This window comes from Gammaproteobacteria bacterium, assembly GCA_013151035.1.
Taxonomy (GTDB): domain Bacteria; phylum Pseudomonadota; class Gammaproteobacteria; order JAADJB01; family JAADJB01; genus JAADJB01.
In genome coordinates, this window is the sequence record JAADJB010000018.1 from 1 (window position 1) to 17,796 (window position 17,796).

General features: G+C 45.7%; 16 protein-coding genes and 1 pseudogene. 14 read left to right on the top strand and 3 right to left on the bottom strand.

Features of this window, described 5'->3' with window-relative positions:
- On the top strand, positions 1–724 hold a 724-nt coding region (locus tag GXP22_04085; GenBank protein ID NOX08660.1), incomplete at its 5' end, for an IS3 family transposase.
- Here the strand turns inward: GXP22_04085 and GXP22_04090 are convergent.
- Both GXP22_04090 and GXP22_04095 read right to left on the bottom strand, forming a co-directional pair.
- Positions 636–842: pseudogene (locus GXP22_04090) on the bottom strand (DUF4372 domain-containing protein). The gene GXP22_04085 and the pseudogene GXP22_04090 sit on opposite strands and share 89 nt — an antisense overlap.
- 6 nt (positions 843–848) lie before the next feature.
- A complete protein-coding gene (locus GXP22_04095; GenBank protein ID NOX08661.1) occupies positions 849–980 on the bottom strand; it encodes a DUF4372 domain-containing protein in 132 nt (43 codons plus the stop codon).
- 1,225 nt (positions 981–2,205) lie between these two features.
- Between GXP22_04095 and GXP22_04100 the strand changes: the two genes are divergently transcribed.
- The 8 genes from GXP22_04100 to GXP22_04135 all read left to right on the top strand — a co-directional run bounded on the left by GXP22_04100 (position 2,206) and on the right by GXP22_04135 (position 13,055).
- Positions 2,206–3,210 carry a 2-hydroxyacid dehydrogenase gene (locus tag GXP22_04100; protein ID NOX08662.1) on the top strand — a complete coding sequence of 335 codons (1,005 nt, stop codon included), beginning with the start codon at positions 2,206–2,208 and terminating at the stop codon, positions 3,208–3,210.
- Between the two features lie 42 nt (positions 3,211–3,252).
- Entirely contained in the window at positions 3,253–5,100 is a 1,848-nt protein-coding gene (ilvD, locus tag GXP22_04105) for a dihydroxy-acid dehydratase (GenBank protein ID NOX08663.1), read from the top strand.
- Between the two features lie 280 nt (positions 5,101–5,380).
- The gene (locus GXP22_04110) at positions 5,381–7,450 is read left to right on the top strand and encodes a regulatory protein NosR (GenBank protein NOX08664.1); all 2,070 of its coding nucleotides are present in this window, start codon (positions 5,381–5,383) and stop codon (positions 7,448–7,450) included.
- A gap of 13 nt (positions 7,451–7,463) precedes the next feature.
- A complete protein-coding gene (locus GXP22_04115; protein ID NOX08665.1) occupies positions 7,464–9,335 on the top strand; it encodes a nitrous-oxide reductase in 1,872 nt (623 codons plus the stop codon).
- A 93-nt stretch (positions 9,336–9,428) separates the two neighbouring features.
- Positions 9,429–10,739, top strand: a complete 1,311-nt coding sequence (gene nosD, locus GXP22_04120; GenBank protein ID NOX08666.1) for a nitrous oxide reductase family maturation protein NosD — start codon at positions 9,429–9,431, stop codon at positions 10,737–10,739.
- Positions 10,736–11,674 carry an ABC transporter ATP-binding protein gene (locus GXP22_04125; GenBank protein ID NOX08667.1) on the top strand — a complete coding sequence of 313 codons (939 nt, stop codon included), beginning with the start codon at positions 10,736–10,738 and terminating at the stop codon, positions 11,672–11,674. The genes nosD and GXP22_04125 overlap by 4 nt, the downstream gene beginning before the upstream one ends.
- Entirely contained in the window at positions 11,659–12,489 is an 831-nt protein-coding gene (locus GXP22_04130; GenBank protein ID NOX08668.1) for an ABC transporter permease, read from the top strand. The genes GXP22_04125 and GXP22_04130 overlap by 16 nt, the downstream gene beginning before the upstream one ends.
- 65 nt (positions 12,490–12,554) lie before the next feature.
- Positions 12,555–13,055, top strand: a complete 501-nt coding sequence (locus GXP22_04135; protein ID NOX08669.1) for a NosL protein — start codon at positions 12,555–12,557, stop codon at positions 13,053–13,055.
- On the opposite strand, the gene GXP22_04140 is transcribed toward GXP22_04135, so the two are convergent.
- Positions 13,034–13,723 carry a TIGR04211 family SH3 domain-containing protein gene (locus GXP22_04140; GenBank protein NOX08670.1) on the bottom strand — a complete coding sequence of 230 codons (690 nt, stop codon included), beginning with the start codon at positions 13,721–13,723 and terminating at the stop codon, positions 13,034–13,036. The genes GXP22_04135 and GXP22_04140 overlap by 22 nt on opposite strands.
- 74 nt (positions 13,724–13,797) lie before the next feature.
- Between GXP22_04140 and ampD the strand changes: the two genes are divergently transcribed.
- The 5 genes from ampD to GXP22_04165 all read left to right on the top strand — a co-directional run bounded on the left by ampD (position 13,798) and on the right by GXP22_04165 (position 17,740).
- Entirely contained in the window at positions 13,798–14,340 is a 543-nt protein-coding gene (gene ampD / locus GXP22_04145; protein ID NOX08671.1) for a 1,6-anhydro-N-acetylmuramyl-L-alanine amidase AmpD, read from the top strand.
- A 50-nt stretch (positions 14,341–14,390) separates the two neighbouring features.
- Positions 14,391–15,266, top strand: coding sequence for a regulatory signaling modulator protein AmpE (ampE, locus tag GXP22_04150; protein NOX08672.1), 876 nt, complete (start codon positions 14,391–14,393; stop codon positions 15,264–15,266).
- A gap of 79 nt (positions 15,267–15,345) precedes the next feature.
- Positions 15,346–15,729 carry a hypothetical protein gene (locus GXP22_04155; protein NOX08673.1) on the top strand — a complete coding sequence of 128 codons (384 nt, stop codon included), beginning with the start codon at positions 15,346–15,348 and terminating at the stop codon, positions 15,727–15,729.
- Positions 15,671–16,852 (top strand): N-acetyltransferase, encoded by a 1,182-nt coding sequence (locus GXP22_04160; protein NOX08674.1) that lies wholly within the window; start codon positions 15,671–15,673, stop codon positions 16,850–16,852. The genes GXP22_04155 and GXP22_04160 overlap by 59 nt, the downstream gene beginning before the upstream one ends.
- A gap of 276 nt (positions 16,853–17,128) precedes the next feature.
- Positions 17,129–17,740 carry a DUF938 domain-containing protein gene (locus tag GXP22_04165; protein NOX08675.1) on the top strand — a complete coding sequence of 204 codons (612 nt, stop codon included), beginning with the start codon at positions 17,129–17,131 and terminating at the stop codon, positions 17,738–17,740.
- Positions 17,741–17,796 lie beyond the last annotated feature (56 nt).

The following is a 17,796-nucleotide window of genomic DNA, read 5'->3' on the forward strand; positions in this document are numbered from 1 at the left end:
AGCCAATCGCAGGGGACGTGCGGAGCAACCCAAAAATCACACCAAACCCAAAGGATACAATGCCACTGCACCCAACCAGGTCTGGAGCTGGGATATCACCTATCTGGCTTCAGCGGTACGCGGAATTTTCTATTATCTTTACTTGATAGAAGATATCTTCAGTCGCAAAATTGTTGGCTGGGAAATCCATGAACGGGAAAGTGCCGAGTATGCTAGCCAGCTGATCAGGAAAGCCTGTCTGACTGAGAATATCCATCAGGAAGGCCAGGTGTTGCATTCTGATAACGGCAGCCCGATGAAGGGTGCAACCATGTTGGCGACATTACAGAAGCTGGGCGTGGTGCCCTCGTTTAGCCGCCCTTCGGTGAGTGATGACAATCCCTACTCAGAGAGCCTGTTTCGCACATTGAAATATACGCCTGACTATCCGAATCAACCCTTTCAAAATCTGGAAGTGGCAAGGGAGTGGGTTCATGGCTTTGTACGATGGTATAACGAGCAACATCGTCATAGTGCTATTCAATATGTGACACCAACTCAGCGACATGAAGGCGTAGATCAGGCCATACTGATACAGAGGAAGGCTGTTTACGAGGCTGCGAAAAAGCGTAATCCTGCGCGCTGGTCAGGCGAAATCAGAAACTGGGACAGGATTGAAAATGTCTGGTTGAATCCTCCGAAAGAGATTCGGGCCGAAGAACAAAAGCTCGCCATAGCTGCATGACTATACAGGACATCTTTGTTGACAAATACCGAACAATATCTCGCAAGCTATTTCGCCCAGCCAATTGCCCCATCGACATGGTTACGAACTGTGACCAGCGGGATGCTGTTCGGAAAGAACGGCCTTAATGATGCTGTTTTGCAAGGGTCTCAAATTCATGTCTCGGTATCAATTTTAGAAGTTGTGAGAAGGCAGTGTTATAATGACTCATGGCCTGGTTTCCTTTTTGTTTTACAATGACTTGTCGTGATTTCATTGTAACAAAAAAAGGGGAAATCAGGCCTGTCTATTTACGTTCTTAACGGGACAGCAGTGGTATCGTACATAACATTGAGAAGTTAATGAATTACGGTACAATGGCTGCATAGAGGCATACGGGTAGCATGATTGAGGTAATACAGAGCTCACACATACGTAGATAGAGTTTTTAATTTTAGTGAAAATAATAAAAGAAAATAGAGCTATGGAATCCTTGTTTTTTTATACAGCCTTGTTATGCGTAAAACAATAGGAGCATTAATGTTCGATAGCTTTCCAAAAATTCGTTCTTCATTGCCGAGAGAGATCGAAGATATCTACTCATCTCACTATAAGTCAAACCGTGAAGGGGAAACGACTGCAGCGTCCTTATCACAAAAAATGGAATCATGGTTGCATAAGCAGGTCGCAAAGAATGTTACTAAGTGTCAGGGATCGGTCAAGAAAACCTTGGAACTAGGTACCGGGACCCTTAATCAATTACAGTATGAATCTACCAATAATTCGTATGACATAGTTGAGCCTTTCACTGATCTCTATAAAAGTTCACCTCTTCTCGGGAGAGTTAGAAACATCTACGCAGATATATCTGAAATACCAAGTGGTATTAATTATGACAGGATTACTTCAGTAGCCACCCTTGAACATATTTGTAATCTACCCGAAGTGATAGCATGAAGTGGACTCTTATTAGCAAAAAACGGCATGTTACGCGCAAGCATACCGAGTGAGGGTACATTGCTTTGGACACTAGCTTGGAAGTTGACTACTGGTTTGGAGTTCAAGCTTAGGTATGGGCTCGATTACGGACTACTGATGAAACATGAACACGTTAATACGGCGAAGGAAGTTGAGGAGGTCCTGGTGTACTTTTTCAGTGATGTTAAGTGCAAGGTATTTGGGATGTCTAAGTCAATTTCCCTTTATCGCTACTATGAATGCAATAACCCAAGAATCGAGAGGTGCCGTGAATTCTCGGTAATATCTAACGAATAATAATAGGTCGTGAGAGCAAAGAAACCACGACCTATTATTCTGGTCAAGTAATACCGGAGAAGCGGTGTTTGGTATTATTAAAGAAGTGATAGATTTTCGAGGGTTTTACCTTCGCGGGTTAAAAACGGCACAAGGCAAGTGAGGTCTGGTGTGTATGACGTGGAACCTGAAGCGGATGTATACACTGGGAGGCTGGAAAATGGCTATGGGTGTTACAGAGGGTTAACATGAAAATCATATTCTTTAGTAGTAAGCGTTATGATGAGGAATATTTTTCTTTATTGAACAAAAATTATAATCACGATATTCGATTTGTTGAGGCTAAATTAACATGCGATACGATTAATCTTATTAATGGTGAATCAGTCGTATGCGCCTTTGTTAATGATGTCCTTGATCGAAATGTCCTGTCTTTATTATCTGAATTAAATGTAAAGCTTATTGCTCTTCGCTGTGCTGGTTTTAATAATGTTGATGTCTCTGCTGCCAATGACTTGAGTATTAAAGTCGTTCGGGTGCCTGCTTACTCGCCTTCTGCTGTAGCGGAACATGCGGTTTGTCTTATGCTTTCTTTAAACAGGAAAATATACCGCTCTTATAACAGAGTGCGTGAGGGTAATTTTTCTCTGGATGGTTTGCTGGGTTTCGATTTTTCAGGCAAGACAATCGGGATAGTGGGTACGGGAAAGATAGGGTCAATAGTGGCGCGTATTATGAGTGCGATGGGGATGAATGTTCTGGCGTATGATCCACTGCATAATCATGAATGCATTAATATGGGTGTAAACTATGTGGGTATTGAAGAACTATTTATGGCGTCGGATGTTATTTCACTGCATTGTCCCTTAACGGCGGAAACAAAATACCTGGTGGATGAATCTGCGCTTGATAAAATGAAGACAGGGGTCATGCTGATTAATACCAGTCGTGGTGCAATACTGGACGCTTGTGCTGTCATTGAAAAACTTAAGTCAAAAAAACTGGGTTATTTAGGGCTGGATGTTTATGAGCAGGAAAGTGATCTGTTTTTTGAAGATCTTTCATGTGAGATTATTCAGGATGATATCTTTGAAAGATTACTTACTTTTCCTAATGTATTAATTACGGCTCATCAGGGTTTTTTTACCTCGAATGCATTGGAAAATATAGCAGATACGACATTGAATAGTATCAAGCAATTTGAGGATGGCGTTGTGTTATCGGATGATGTGTTGGTGTCTGATTTTTGTTAGTATAACGATTACTCACTATTCATTATTACCCAAGGAAAAGACATGCCTGAATATCGCTCTCGAACGACCACTCATGGACGCAATATGGCGGGTGCTCGTGCCCTTTGGCGTGCGACCGGAATGAAGGATGGTGATTTTGATAAACCAATTATTGCGGTAGCCAATTCTTTTACCCAATTTGTGCCAGGGCATGTCCATCTCAAGGATATGGGGCAGTTAGTGGCGCGTGAGATTGAGGCGGCTGGTGGTGTGGCGAAGGAATTTAATACCATTGCGGTGGATGATGGTATCGCTATGGGGCATGGGGGGATGTTGTATTCCTTACCCTCCCGTGACCTGATTGCGGATTCGGTTGAATATATGGTGAATGCCCATTGCGCGGATGCATTGGTCTGTATCTCTAATTGTGACAAGATCACACCGGGCATGATGATGGCGGCTCTGCGCCTGAATATTCCAGTGGTCTTTGTCTCGGGTGGGCCGATGGAGGCGGGTAAGACGCGGATTAAGAATGAAGAGCGTCACCTGGATCTGGTGGATGCTATGGTGATGGCTGCGGACAAGAATGAATCGGATGAAGATGTAATGCAGGTCGAACGTTCGGCCTGTCCCACCTGTGGTTCCTGTTCGGGTATGTTTACTGCTAATTCAATGAATTGTCTGATGGAGGCACTGGGTCTGGCATTGCCGGGTAATGGCAGTGTGGTGGCAACGCATACTGAGCGTAAGCGTCTGTTCCTGGAAGCGGGTCGTATGATTGTAGCGCTGGCACGTCGTCATTATGAAGAGGATGACTATTCCGTTCTGCCGCGTTCGATTGCCAATTTTGAGGCGTTTGAAAATGCGATGTGTCTGGATATTGCTATGGGTGGTTCGACTAATACGGTCTTACATCTATTAGCAGGCGCACGTGAGGCGGGTGTTGACTTTACTATGGCGGATATTGATCGCCTCTCACGCAAGGTGCCGAACCTGTGTAAGGTGGCACCGGCGCATCCGATCTATCACATGGAGGATGTGCATCGTGTCGGCGGGGTGTTTGGTATTCTGGGTGAAATAGATCGTGCCGGTTTGTTGCATCGTGAGGTCGGTACCATCCATGCGAAAAATATGGGTGAAGCGCTGGCACTGTGGGATATACGCCTGACCAACGATGAAAAGCGTAAGAAATTTTATCGGGCAGCACCAGGGGGCGTACCCACCACTAAGGCGTTCTCGCAGTCGGAGTATTTTGACACCCTGGATCTGGATCGGGAGAAGGGTTGTCTACGCGACAAGGCGCATGCCTATAGTCAGGATGGCGGGCTTGCGGTGTTGTATGGCAACCTGGCGCAGGACGGCTGTATCGTGAAGACCGCCGGTGTGGATGAAGACAATCTTTGTTTTACCGGTCCTGCACGTATCTTTGAGAGTCAGGATACGGCGGTAGAGGCTATTCTGGCGAATCAGGTCAAGGCGGGTGATGTGGTCATTATTCGCTATGAGGGGCCGCGTGGTGGGCCCGGTATGCAGGAGATGTTATATCCGACCAGCTACCTGAAGTCACAGGGTCTAGGTAAGGCTTGTGCCTTGATTACTGATGGTCGTTTCTCAGGTGGAACATCGGGTCTGTCGATTGGCCATGTCTCACCCGAGGCGGCTGAGGGTGGCAACATTGGCCTGGTGGAAGAGGGTGATTCTATCGTGATTGATATCCCGCAGCGTAAGATCCATCTGGATATCTCTGATGCTGAGCTGGATCAGCGTCGTGTAGCTATGAATGCCAAGGGTGATGATGCCTGGCAGGCGATAGGACGCGAACGTGTGGTCTCTGCGGCACTGCGTGCTTATGCGGCGATGACGACCTCAGCAGCTAATGGCGCGGTACGAGATGTCGATCAGCTGAAATAACCCCTTTTGGTCAGCTTTACTGGTAGTGAAATTATTCCCTTGAGTTCAGTGTGGCAATTTGCCGCACTTTTAGTAGTATTCTTGATCAGGATCAAGGGTAGTTTACGGCTGTGAGTCTACGCTACTCCCTTAGTTTACTGGTAAATGCCTGAGGAACCTCTGATAGGATGTTAGTTGATATTAATGGACTATATGATTTTTCTGTGCAGGTGGTTTCACCAGTTATAAATACTTTTGATGTATTTGCATAGGGGTTGATTTGATAAGATTTTTATCATTGATGTGTTGGTTATCAGTTCTCGCAATGAGTACTGTGCAGGCCTCGCTGGATGAATTTTTTGCGGATGCCCAGAATATATTTCCTGCGGCTAATCGATTCTCTGATTTTGAAGGTGAACCGCTGGTAGCGACTGTCTACCAGAATCAGAAGGTTCTGGGTTATCTTTTTCGTACTAAACAACTGGCACCGATCCCGGCCTATTCGGGGAAACCAATGGACATGTTGGTCGGCATGGATACTGAAGGGGTTATTGTTGGTGTCAAGGTGCTTGAACATCATGAACCCATCTTGTTAGTCGGTATTCCCGAGAGTCGTCTCACCGAATTTGTACAGCAATATACTGGTAAGTCTGTCAGTGATAAGGTCAAGGTTGGTGCAGGCGCACGTGAAGGCTACCAGAATATTGATGCTATCACCGGAGCCACTGTGACTGTGATGGTGATGAATGAGGCAATGATGCAATCGGCCTGGCAGGTGGCAGTGGCCAAAGGGATTGTTGAGGAAAGGCTTGAAGCACGACAGCCTCCGGCTACAGTGCGCAAGGATGTCTTTGTGGAGCGTGACTGGACATTTTTGACAAATGATGGCTCGATTCGCTTTATGAAACTGAATCGTGGTGATGTTGATCATGTGTTTGTCGGTACGGATGCAGAGTTTGTTGACCGTTCAGCGAATGCAGAAGAAGCAAAAGAGACCTTTATTAATCTTTATTATACTTACCTTAATGCACCGACAGTCGGGCGCAATCTTTTGGGTGATTCGCAATATGATTGGTTGATGTCTAGCCTGAAGGAAAATGAACACCTGATTGCAATCATGGGTAATGGCCTGTATTCCTTTAAAGGGTCGGGTTATGTTCGTGGCGGAATATTTGATCGTATCCTGGTGCGCCAGAATAATCGGGAGATCAGTTTTCGTGATCTGGATTATCATCGATTACTCGATGTATATGCCAAGGGGGTTCCCAAATTCTCTGAGATGGCAATCTTTGTCATTCGTGCAGAGCGCAGATTTGATCCTGGTACCATCTGGGAACTGGAGCTACTGGTAAAGCGTCAGACCACACCACTGGAAAGTGTGTTTTACAGTTTTTCCTCAACCTACAGTATTCCTGAGTCCTATATTGATCGTCCACCGAGGGTGTTGATCGAGGAACCGGAAGCTATGTGGGTGCAGGTATGGCGCGAGCGTACACTACAGATTTCAGTATTAGTTGGTGGTTTGTTCCTGTTGACATTGATACTTGTCTTCCAGGATGTACTGGTAAAACATCCGTCATTGACGAATATATTACGCATCGGTTTCCAGATTTACACCCTGTTCTTTATTGGCTGGTATTTGTTGGGACAGTTATCAATCGTCAATGTGTTTACCTTTACTGGTGCGATGGCCAGTGATTTCCGCTGGGATACCTTCCTGATTGATCCGACCATGTTTATCCTGTGGAGCTTTGTTGCTGCCTCATTATTATTCTGGGGACGTGGGGTTTATTGTGGCTGGTTGTGTCCCTTTGGTGCCTTGCAAAAACTGGTTAATGAGATTGCGGTTGCCCTACATGTTCGCCAGTTTAATCTTCCACAGTTTATCCATGACCGCTTATGGGGTATCAAATATCTGATTCTCATGGTTCTGTTTGGTATCTCATTACAGTCGCTACAGCTGGCCGAGCGTTATGCAGAGATTGAGCCCTTCAAGACAGCGGTTACCCTGCGCTTTATGCGTGAGTGGGGCTATGTGTTCTATGCTGCAGGACTGGTTTTGATTTCTGTATTTAATTGTAAATTTTATTGTAAGTATATTTGCCCACTGGGTGCAGCACTGGCTGTTCCTGCAAAGATGCGGCTGGTTGACTGGTTGCGGCGTCGTAAGGAATGTGGGTCTCCGTGTCAGACCTGTGCCAGGGAGTGTGAGATCCAGGCTATTGATGAACGCGGTGTTATTAATCCAAACGAATGCCACTATTGCCTGGATTGTCAGGTGACTTATTGGGATAACAGGAAATGTCCACCTCTGGTGGATAAACGTAAGAAGAGAGAACGAGTAGTAGCAGTAAAAAACAAACTAAAGTAAACAGGAGATAGCTATGAGTGATGATAAAAGAAAAGAAGGTATAAGCCGACGTGACTTTTTGAGTGCAACAGCGGTTGCCGGTGTTGCTGGTGCGGGGATTGGTAGTGGTTTGATTGGTATAGAAAATGCGATGGCATCTTCATCTAATCATAGTAATGCGACTGTTGGTCTGGGTGAGCTGGATGAGTACTATGGCTTCTGGAGTGGTGGTCACTCCGGTGAGGTGCGTATTGTGGGTATTCCCTCCATGCGTGAGCTGATGCGTATCCCGGTATTTAATGTTGATAGTGCGACTGGCTGGGGTATTAGTAATGAGAGTAAAGAGATTCTTGCTGGTGGCGGCGGGCCTTACCTGAATGGTGATGCGCATCATCCACACATGAGTATGCAAGATGGTCGTTATGATGGTAAATATGTATTTATTAATGATAAGGCCAATACCCGAGTTGCCCGTATTCGTTGCGATATTATGAAGACGGACAAGATGGTCAGTGTACCCAATGTATCGGCGATTCATGGCCTGCGCGTACAAAAGGTTCCTTATACCAAATATGTATTTTGCAATGCTGAATTCTGTATTCCACAGCCTAATGATGGTAGGGATATCTTTGATCCAACCAAATACAGAACCATGTTTAATGCCATTGACGCAGAGACTATGGAGGTGGCATGGCAGGTGATCGTTGATGGTAACCTGGATAATACCGATGCCGATTACGATGGTAATTATGCCTGTTCAACCTGTTATAACTCAGAGGGTGCAATTGATCTGGCGGGCACCATGCGTAACGAGCGTGACTGGGCTGTAGTATTCAATATTCCGCGTATTGAGGCAGCTATCAAGGCTGGTAAGTTTATTAACATTGGTGATTCCAAGGTGCCTGTTCTGAATGGACAGCATGGTTCTGATCTGACAGCCTATATCCCTGTGCCCAAGAGTCCACATGGTTTGAATACTTCACCTGATGGTAAGTATTTTATGGCCAATGGCAAGTTGTCACCAACAGTGTCTATAATTTCGATTGAAAAGCTGCATGACCTGTTCTCTGGCAAGATTACCGAGCCACGCGATGTGATTGTTGCTGAGCCAGAACTGGGTCTGGGACCATTACATACGGCATTTGATGGTCGTGGTAATGCCTATACAACGGTCTTTATTGATAGCCAGTTAGTGAAGTGGAATATAGAAGATGCGATTCAGGCCTATAATGGCAAAAAGGTTAATTATATTCGTCAAAAACTGGATGTGCATTATCAGCCTGGTCATAACCATACGACTATGGGTGAGACGCGTGATGCCGATGGTAAATGGTTGATCTCTCTTTGTAAGTTTTCCAAGGATAGATTCCTTCCTGTAGGCCCATTACATCCAGAGAATGATCAATTAATCGATATCTCAGGTGACAAGATGATACTGGTTCACGATGGCCCAACCTTTGCCGAGCCACATGACTGTATGATGGTTCATCGCAGCAAGATGCATCCTTCAACCTTGTGGGAACGTAATGATCCATTCTTTGCCAGTACAGTAGCGATGGCTAAAGCCGATGGTGTGACGCTGGAAACTGATAATAAGGTGATTCGTAATGGTAAAAATGTTCGTGTCTATATGACCTCGGTTGCCCCGAGTTTTGGTATGACTGATTTTACTGTGAAGCAGGGTGATGAAGTGACTGTTGTGATTACCAATCTGGATCAGATCGAAGATGTGACGCATGGCTTTGTTATGGTGAATCATGGTGTCAGTATGGAGATTGGCCCACAAGCCACTGCTTCAGCCACCTTTACTGCTGATCGAGCCGGTGTGCACTGGTTCTATTGTCATTGGTTCTGTCATGCTCTTCATATGGAGATGCGTGGTCGTATGCTGGTTGAGGCATCATAATCCTCTGGATAGCAGTATTGTGATTACACCCCCATTCTCATTTGTATGGGAGTGGGGGTGTTTGTTTTTTAATGGACCAGGGGCTGATAACAAATGTTGAGCAGGTTTTTTTTAACGGGCATCTGTGGTTTGTATTCCCTGTTATTTATTGGTCTGTCCTTTGCTGCTACACATATTACTGATCCATCCGGGGAATCACTGGATGAGATTCTTCAATATGCTCAAGCTGGAGATACCATTCGTTTCAAGGCAGGTGTCTATTCTGGCGGTAGTATTATTACGCAGTCTGTACATTTGATAGGTGAGCCTGGCAGTGTGTTTGATGCACAGGGTAAAGGTAATGTATTACAAGTGCGTTCACCTGATGTCAGTATCGAAGGATTTGAGATACGTAATTCGGGTAACAATCTGACAAAGATGGATGCAGGTATCTTTGTTGAAAAAGAGGCGGTAAATGTTGAGATAAGAAATAACCGTTTTGAAAATAATGCGTTTGGTATATGGCTGGATGGTTGCCATTATCCAAAGGTGATTAAAAATAGAATTTCAGGTAATGTGGCTATTCGTTCACAGGATCGTGGTAATGGTATTCACTTGTATGCAGTTTATTATGGTCTGATAAAAGACAATGAGGTCTGGAATACACGTGATGGAATCTATATTGAATCCAGTCAGAATAACCGCTTAATTGGTAATTTCCTGCATGATCTTCGCTATGGGGTGCATTATATGTATTCTTATAGCAATACAGTGAGTAATAATCATACTTTGAATACGCGTACAGGTTACGCCTTGATGCAGTCAAAATTCCTTACAGTAACCGGGAACCGTTCCGAGAATGACGGGAACTACGGGATACTGCTTAATTTTATTACTAAAAGCACTATTACTGATAATGTGATTATTGGTACTCGCAAGGGACGTGGCTATGCTTCGGGTGGTGCCGGTGTAACGGGTGCAGAAGGTAAGGCATTTTTTGTCTATAACTCCCATTTTAATATTATGACAAATAATCATTTGCAAGGTGCTGATATTGGTATTCATCTGACTGCAGGTTCTGAAGATAATATAATTTATGGAAATGATTTTATTGGAAATCATGTGCAGGTAAAGTATGTGGCGACACGGACACAGGAATGGTCACAGCAGGGCAAGGGAAATTACTGGAGTGATTACCTTGGCTGGGATCTTGATGCCGATGGTATTGGTGATCGACCCTATGAACCGAATGATGCCGTTGACAAGTTATTATGGCGCTATCCACTTGCACGTATTTTATTGAATAGTCCAGCGATTGAAACATTGCGTTGGGTACAGGAACATTTTCCTGTATTACGGCCTCAGGGTGTGCGTGATAGTTATCCACTAATGAAACCGGGTTTCCCTCAAGAGATTGATTCATGAATACTGTTATTGAGTTAAAAAAAGCAGGCAAGCGTTATGGGGAATTTGATGCACTCCATGATGTTTCTATTGCTATTCATCCGGGTGAGGTGGTTGGTTTGCTGGGTCACAACGGGGCTGGGAAAACGACCACAATGAAGTTGATACTGGGTTTGATCGAGCCGTCGGCAGGTAGTATCTCCGTGTTTGGTGAGGTTCCATCCTTGCGTCATGTCAATAGTCATCAGTATGAGATTGGTTTTTTACCTGAGAATGTCAGTTTTTATCAGCACCTGACGGGCAAGGAGGTGCTGCAATATTTCGCTCGTCTGAAGGGCGTGGCTGAAAAAGAGGTATTCAAACTACTGGATCGGGTGGGACTGGGTTTTGCAATCAAGCGTAAGGTCAAGAACTACTCCAAGGGTATGCGTCAGCGTCTTGGGCTAGCACAGGCATTATTGGGTAATCCACGCCTGTTGATCCTGGATGAGCCGACAGCGGGGCTTGATCCTGAGGCAACCCGTGAGTTTTATTGTCTGCTGGATGAATTGAGTGAACAAGGGGTGACTATTTTAATTTCATCACATGTATTACCCGGTATTGAAGGCCATATTGATCAGGCCATCATACTGTCCAGTGGGCAGTTGGTGACCTGTGGTAATCTCGATGACCTGAGAAAGGAGGCGGCGCTACCGATTGTCATTAGGGCATACGGTGATTGGGATCAGTCCTGTTGGGATCATAAAATGGATGCATTTGAGACAAGGCTTGAACATATTAATACTCAACAGATTGAGTGTGTTGGTCCGGAAAGTGAAAAGCTGGCAATACTGAGATTGTTGATGGAGAATCCAGGGGTTAATGATATTCAGATGTTAAATCCTGGTCTTGAGAGCCTTTATGAATACTTTAATCAGGATGTAGCAGACAGGGGGCAGACATGTCTCCGATCTTGATTGTTGCGGGTAAGGAATTTACCGATGGCCTGCGTAATCGCTGGGTATTTGCTATTACTATTGTATTTGCTGTGCTGGCACTGGGTATCTCTTATTTTGGTTCGGCAGCCTCGGGTCTGGTAGGTTTTTCATCCCTGGCTACTTTGATCGTTAGTCTTGCCAGTCTGGCGATCTTTCTGATCCCCCTGATTGCGTTGTTGCTGGCATACGATTGTATTGTGGGTGAGAATGAACAGGGTACCTTGTTATTATTGATGACCTATCCAGTCACCGCAGCTGAATTATTACTGGGCAAGTTTATTGGTTTCGCCAGTATTCTGGCGGTTTCAACGGTATTGGGTTTTGGTGGATCAGGACTTGTTATTGCCATGTTATCTGATCAGGTTAGTGATGCGAGCCTATGGAATGCATTTGGCTTCTTTATCCTTTCGGCGACACTTCTGGGTTGGGTGTTTATTGCTCTGGCTCAATTACTCAGTGTGATGGTATCGGAGAAGTCACGGGCAGCGGGTCTTGCCTTGGTGCTCTGGTTCTGGTTTGTCCTGATATTTGATATGGTGTTACTGGGTTTATTGGTAATGGAATCCGGTAGTGGTGATGGTGAATGGTTATCCTATCTATTGTTATTGAATCCGGCTGATATCTTTCGAATCGCTAATCTTGCCAGTTTTGAAGCCGTTCGTGAGTATACAGGTCTGGCTGTTATTGCGACCGGGCCTTTGTTTAATCCTGCTGTATTGCTCGGCATACTGGTGGCATGGATCTGTCTGCCATTAGGACTGGCAATCACCATTTTTCAACGTAAGTCTATTTGAGATTGTGCAGGGTTCATGAGATGTTCAGGATAAATAGTTACATGTATTTTCGATTCTTGTGGTTTATGATTTTTTTGACAATTGCCGGCTGTGAAAATACTGAGGTAAAAGATCAGTCACGGGGGGCAGGTATCTTCCATGACTCGGATGAGTGTCATGTCTGTGGTATGGTTATTGCCCGTTTTTCAGGGCCCAAGGCGATGGTCTATCTCAGGAAGCAGCCGGAGGCAATTCGCTTTTGTTCAACCCATGAATTATTTATCTGGTTATTGCAACCTGAATCTGCCGCTATTGTTGAAACGATTTATGTGCATGATATGGGTGGTGAAGGATGGGATGACCCTGATCACCCGGTGATGCTGGAGGCAAGAAATGCCTGGTATGTACTGGATGAAAAGAAGAGGGTTGCGATGGGTGTGATGTTGGCCCCATTCTCCCGTGAAGAGGCAGCGCTACGTTATATCAAGGAGAATGGTGGGCGACTGCTCCGTTTTGACGAGATTGATTTGCTATTGCTGCAATCAATAATGCCATCGCCCGTTGACTATAGTGAGCCCCAGTCCTGATGACGTCTGCGCCACTGGAAGCGGGGCAGGATTAGACCGGCAATAATACCCAGTAATAATACCCCGGCACCGATCATAAACCAGTCTCTATCGGTGCGATCTTTGAGTGCGCTATATTCCTGTTGCAGAGTTTGTTGCTCGCGTTCAATCTTCATCAGGCGAGCCTTCAATGTTTTATTCTCATTATTGATAGCCAGTGCGCTGGATGCGGTTTTATGAATCTCTTCCAGTTGTTTGGACAGGCTACGGTTGTTGATTAACAGTTTCTTGCTGGATTGTTCAAGGTTCTTCAGATGATCCTCGCCTTCCTGTTGTTGTTTTGCCAGTTTCTTTTTTTCATGTGAAAGCTGACCTTGTTGTTTTTTGATCTGTTCCAGCTGCGTGCGGGCAGCGGGTGTGCGCATCAGGTAACGGTTTAATACCCAGCCTTCGGTGCCACGTTTAGTTCGCATCAGACTGTAGCCAGAGCTCTTGTCCTGTTCGATAAGCTCAAGCGGGGTACCGCTTTTTAACATGCGGATGATCTTGAATTGAGATCCCTGACCACTCCGCATAGTGATTTCCAGGCGGTCACTGACATAGCGTTCTTCAGCAAGCAGGGGGGCGCTGTTAAATATAAACAACAGGGTGAGCATCAGGGTGACTGTCTTGCTAATATTATATTTCATGGTGATAGGCTTTCAGTGATAAGGATTCTATGGTATTAATCATAAAGCAATCTATCTTCATGTGAAATTAAAAGATGAAACTTAATACAGAAACAGGGCTACTTGAGTCAGTATTACAACATCGCTCGCCTAATCAGGATGAGCGTCCTCAAGGCGAAGTGATTAGTCTGCTGGTTATTCATGGGATTAGTTTGCCACCCGGGCAATATGGAGGGGGCTGGATTGATGATCTATTTATGAATCAGCTAGATAGCTCTGCGCATCCCTATTTTTCTCAGCTAGAGGGACTTAAGGTTTCTACTCATGTATTGATCAGGCGTGATGGCGAGGTTATTCAATATGTGCCCTTTGTGGCGCGGGCATGGCATGCTGGAGTATCGGCATTTCAAGGACGACAACATTGTAATGACTACTCCATCGGGATTGAGTTGGAGGGGCAGGATGATGAGCCCTATACGGATATACAGTATCAACAACTCATCGAATTAAAGGATTTTTTGATGGGGCATTACCCGGCGATTCATTCTGAGCGGGTGGTGGGGCACAGTGATATTGCTCCGGGCAGGAAGAGTGATCCGGGTTCTGCCTTTGAATGGGCTCGATTAGAGCTTTTTTAGGCTGAAATTGGTACAATCAGGCAGTTTTACCAACAAATCATTGGATGTTTATGGCTTTACTAACGATTATTATCGCGCTATTTATGGATCGAGTATGGGGTGGTGCGCGTCAATGGCGGGAATATCAATTACCGTTCAACCTGATAACCGAGATGTCGTGGGTGCAGTCTTTGGTTCAACGCGAGGCCGCCTTTGCCGTGGTCTTTGCTTTGTTACCGCTGTTATTGGTTGTGGCACTGTTGCAGGTTTGGTTGGATAGTTTTCTGTGGGATATTCCTGGTCTGGTATTTTCGATCTTTATTGTTCTTTATTGTATTGGCATTAATGATCTTACCGAGCTTGCTAATCAGTATCGTGATGCGATGCAGCAAGGGGATGATGACTCGGCCTACCGCGTTGCTGGTGATTTTCTGGGGGTTGATGCACCGGAAGACCTTGAAGAACGAGGTCATGTGCTGGTATTTGCGGTGTTGGTAAAGGCGAATGTGGCAATCTTTTCGGTACTGTTCTGGTTTTTGTTGCTGGGTCCTTTGGGGGCGGTATTGGTGCGTTCTGTCCTCATGTTAAGGCAGCAGAATCTCTGGAGTGATAATGATGCAGTGGCCACGGCCTTATATCGAATGCAGTCAATTCTGAACTGGATTCCTGCCCGTCTGTTGGCTTTTTCTTATGCCCTGTCGGGTAATTTTGATCTTGCCTTCAAGGCATGGAAGGCTGGAGGCGATCATTACACCCGCAATCTGGGTGATCTATCCGAGGAGTTATTGATTGATATCGGGGGTGGGGCATTGAGCCTTGATCCTGAAAAGACCCCCGATAGTGAATGGTCGGATCTATTGCAATCAGCGATTGATCTGGTCTGGCGTAGTCTGTTTCTATGGATTGTGGTCTTGTCGCTGGTCACGATTACGGGATGGGTGGATTAACCAATGGACAGGCAGGTGCGTTGTGAGTGATATTCAAATAGAAGGTTTCAGGTTGGCATTTAAAGGTAGTTTTCTGGCGATGCGTAGCTGGGATCATCTGGATGATCTATGGTCGGTAATACGTTTGCATGCCGAGGATGACTGGTATATCTATGCGGTTGGTGAACAACCGCCGGCTGAGGTCTCTAACCCTGAACAGTTGCATATCTTTATTGATGAGGTTGATATTATTCTGCGGCGTGATCATGGTGAGGAATATTGCGGTATTGTTTATGTTGATGACCCCTTGCAACCGACCTTTGTGAAAATATTTGATCCGAATAATCTTGGGGTGTCTTGCGGCTTTAGTGATAATCCACCGCTGCCCGGCTGGGTGATGTCAAAGCTTATGCCGGTTGATTTACATGCGGCAGTCGCTTTGCCAGGCAACCGCAGGCGTTGGTGGAATCGTTTATTTGGCTAGCCTGGAACTCAGAATACATCATTCGCTGGATGAGATAGATGCTAGTGCCTGGAATGCTATGGTTCGGGATAATAACCCCTTTATCCGTCATGAATTTCTTGCTGCGCTGGAGCATCATGGTTGTGTGGGTGAGGAATATGGCTGGATGCCTTGTCATGTCGCGGCTTATGATTCAGGTCGACTGGTTGGCGCGATGCCACTGTATAAAAAGTCGAATTCCTATGGTGAGTTTGTTTTTGATGAGGCCTGGGCGGATGCCTGGCGGCAACAGGAGATGGATTATTTTCCGAAGCTGGTTAGCGCGATTCCGTATACACCGGCAACAGGACAGCGTTTGTTATCGCTTGCCGGAGAAGAAGATTGTGTTTATCTCGCCCTGCTGCAAACAGCCCAGCAGCATGCTAATGAGATACAGGCGAGTAGTCTGCATTGTCTGTTTCCACCGGTGGGTGAGCATGATTTTCTCTCAAAATATATGCATACACGGGAGAGTTGTCAGTTTCACTGGGCGAATAAGGCCTATACTTGTTTTGATGATTTCCTTGCTGCGTTGGTGCCGAAGAAACGAAAGAATATTCGTCAGGAAAGACGCCGGGTTCGCGATCAGGGCATAAAGATACGTTTGTTGCAGGGTGATGAGGCGAGTGCCCAGGACTGGCAGGATTTTGCCTTGTTTTATAAAAAGCTATTTGATGAGAAGTGGGGAACGCCTACTTTAAATGAAGGTTTTTTTATTGAGGTGGCTCGTTTGATGCCGCAACAGACGATCCTGGTCATGGCTGATCTTGATGGTCAATGTGTGGCGGGTGCTTTGATGTATCGCAGTGACACAACTTTATATGGCAGGCATTGGGGTTGTATCGAACAGTTGGATGCCTTGCACTTTGAAGCCTGTTATTATCAGGGGATTGAGTATTGTATTAAGCAGGGGCTGCAGTCTTTTGAACCGGGTGCGGGTGGTGAGCACAAGATGGCGCGGGGGTTTGTGCCGGTGATTACGCACTCGAACCATTGGTTGTTAAATAAGTATTTTGATGCGGCGATTAAACAGTTTGTGCAGCGGGAACGGGAGGGGGTGCGTGCTTATGTGTTGGAGCAAGAGGCACGGTCGCCTTATCGGTAGGGTGCGTACCACGCACCAGCAAGAGGCTGTAATAATATGATATTCATCGAAAAAAATATGTCTGGTAAGTTCGAGACAGGGATTGCTCCTTTCTATCAGAGACACGCCGTGAAACCATCCATGGTGGCTCCATGCCCGCGTCCATGCGGGCAAGGGTCTCTGATAGAAAGGAGCAATTCCTGTCTCTTGAGTTAATGGGGCAGAGGTAACGCCGGATTCCCGCCTACGCGGAATGACAAGGGTAGGGTGCGTACCACGCACCATGAATAGTTGAGTATGAATATGAAGCCTTATGCTGAGTCTTGCGAGCAGAATAAAGATGTCATTATTGACGTTATTCGCCCTTTGTTGGCGGATGTTGGTGTAGTGCTTGAAATCGGCAGTGGTACGGGTCAGCATGCGGTGTTTTTTGCTGAGCAGATGCCGCATCTGGTGTGGCACACCAGTGATCGGGATGATAATCATGCGGGTATTCGGCAGTGGGTTGATGCGTCTGGTTTAGCGAATGTTCGGCAAGCATTGAATCTGGATGTGGATCAGGTGGATTGGCCTGTGCTGGATTGTGATGTGGTGTTTTCGGCGAATGCGGTGCATATTATGGGCTGGTCATCGGTGGTTAATCTGTTTTCGGGTGTGGGTCGTCTTTTGTCTGCGGGTGGTTTATTGATCTTGTATGGACCCTTTAATTATCAGGGTGAGTACACCAGTGAGAGTAATCGTAGTTTTGATGTCTGGTTAAAGCAACGGGATTCTGTGAGTGGGATTCGTGACTTTGAGGCGTTGGATCAATTAGCTAATGAACAGGGGATGTCTTTGTGTGGGGATTATGAGATGCCGGCTAATAATCGGGTACTTTGTTGGGAAATGGGAGATATACATCCGCGATAGGTGGGTCGCTCCTTTTTATCATAGACGCGCCGTGAAACCATCCCTGGTGGCTCCAT

Coding starts and splice junctions, on each gene's coding strand:
- GXP22_04095 (NOX08661.1), bottom strand. CDS start 980: ATGAAATCACGACAAGTCATTGTAAAACAAAAAGGAAACCAGGCCATG.
- GXP22_04100 (NOX08662.1), top strand. CDS start 2,206: ATGAAAATCATATTCTTTAGTAGTAAGCGTTATGATGAGGAATATTTT.
- ilvD (NOX08663.1), top strand. CDS start 3,253: ATGCCTGAATATCGCTCTCGAACGACCACTCATGGACGCAATATGGCG.
- GXP22_04110 (NOX08664.1), top strand. CDS start 5,381: ATGTGTTGGTTATCAGTTCTCGCAATGAGTACTGTGCAGGCCTCGCTG.
- GXP22_04115 (NOX08665.1), top strand. CDS start 7,464: ATGAGTGATGATAAAAGAAAAGAAGGTATAAGCCGACGTGACTTTTTG.
- nosD (NOX08666.1), top strand. CDS start 9,429: ATGTTGAGCAGGTTTTTTTTAACGGGCATCTGTGGTTTGTATTCCCTG.
- GXP22_04125 (NOX08667.1), top strand. CDS start 10,736: ATGAATACTGTTATTGAGTTAAAAAAAGCAGGCAAGCGTTATGGGGAA.
- GXP22_04130 (NOX08668.1), top strand. CDS start 11,659: ATGTCTCCGATCTTGATTGTTGCGGGTAAGGAATTTACCGATGGCCTG.
- GXP22_04135 (NOX08669.1), top strand. CDS start 12,555: ATGATTTTTTTGACAATTGCCGGCTGTGAAAATACTGAGGTAAAAGAT.
- GXP22_04140 (NOX08670.1), bottom strand. CDS start 13,723: ATGAAATATAATATTAGCAAGACAGTCACCCTGATGCTCACCCTGTTG.
- ampD (NOX08671.1), top strand. CDS start 13,798: ATGAAACTTAATACAGAAACAGGGCTACTTGAGTCAGTATTACAACAT.
- ampE (NOX08672.1), top strand. CDS start 14,391: ATGGCTTTACTAACGATTATTATCGCGCTATTTATGGATCGAGTATGG.
- GXP22_04155 (NOX08673.1), top strand. CDS start 15,346: ATGCGTAGCTGGGATCATCTGGATGATCTATGGTCGGTAATACGTTTG.
- GXP22_04160 (NOX08674.1), top strand. CDS start 15,671: ATGCGGCAGTCGCTTTGCCAGGCAACCGCAGGCGTTGGTGGAATCGTT.
- GXP22_04165 (NOX08675.1), top strand. CDS start 17,129: ATGAATATGAAGCCTTATGCTGAGTCTTGCGAGCAGAATAAAGATGTC.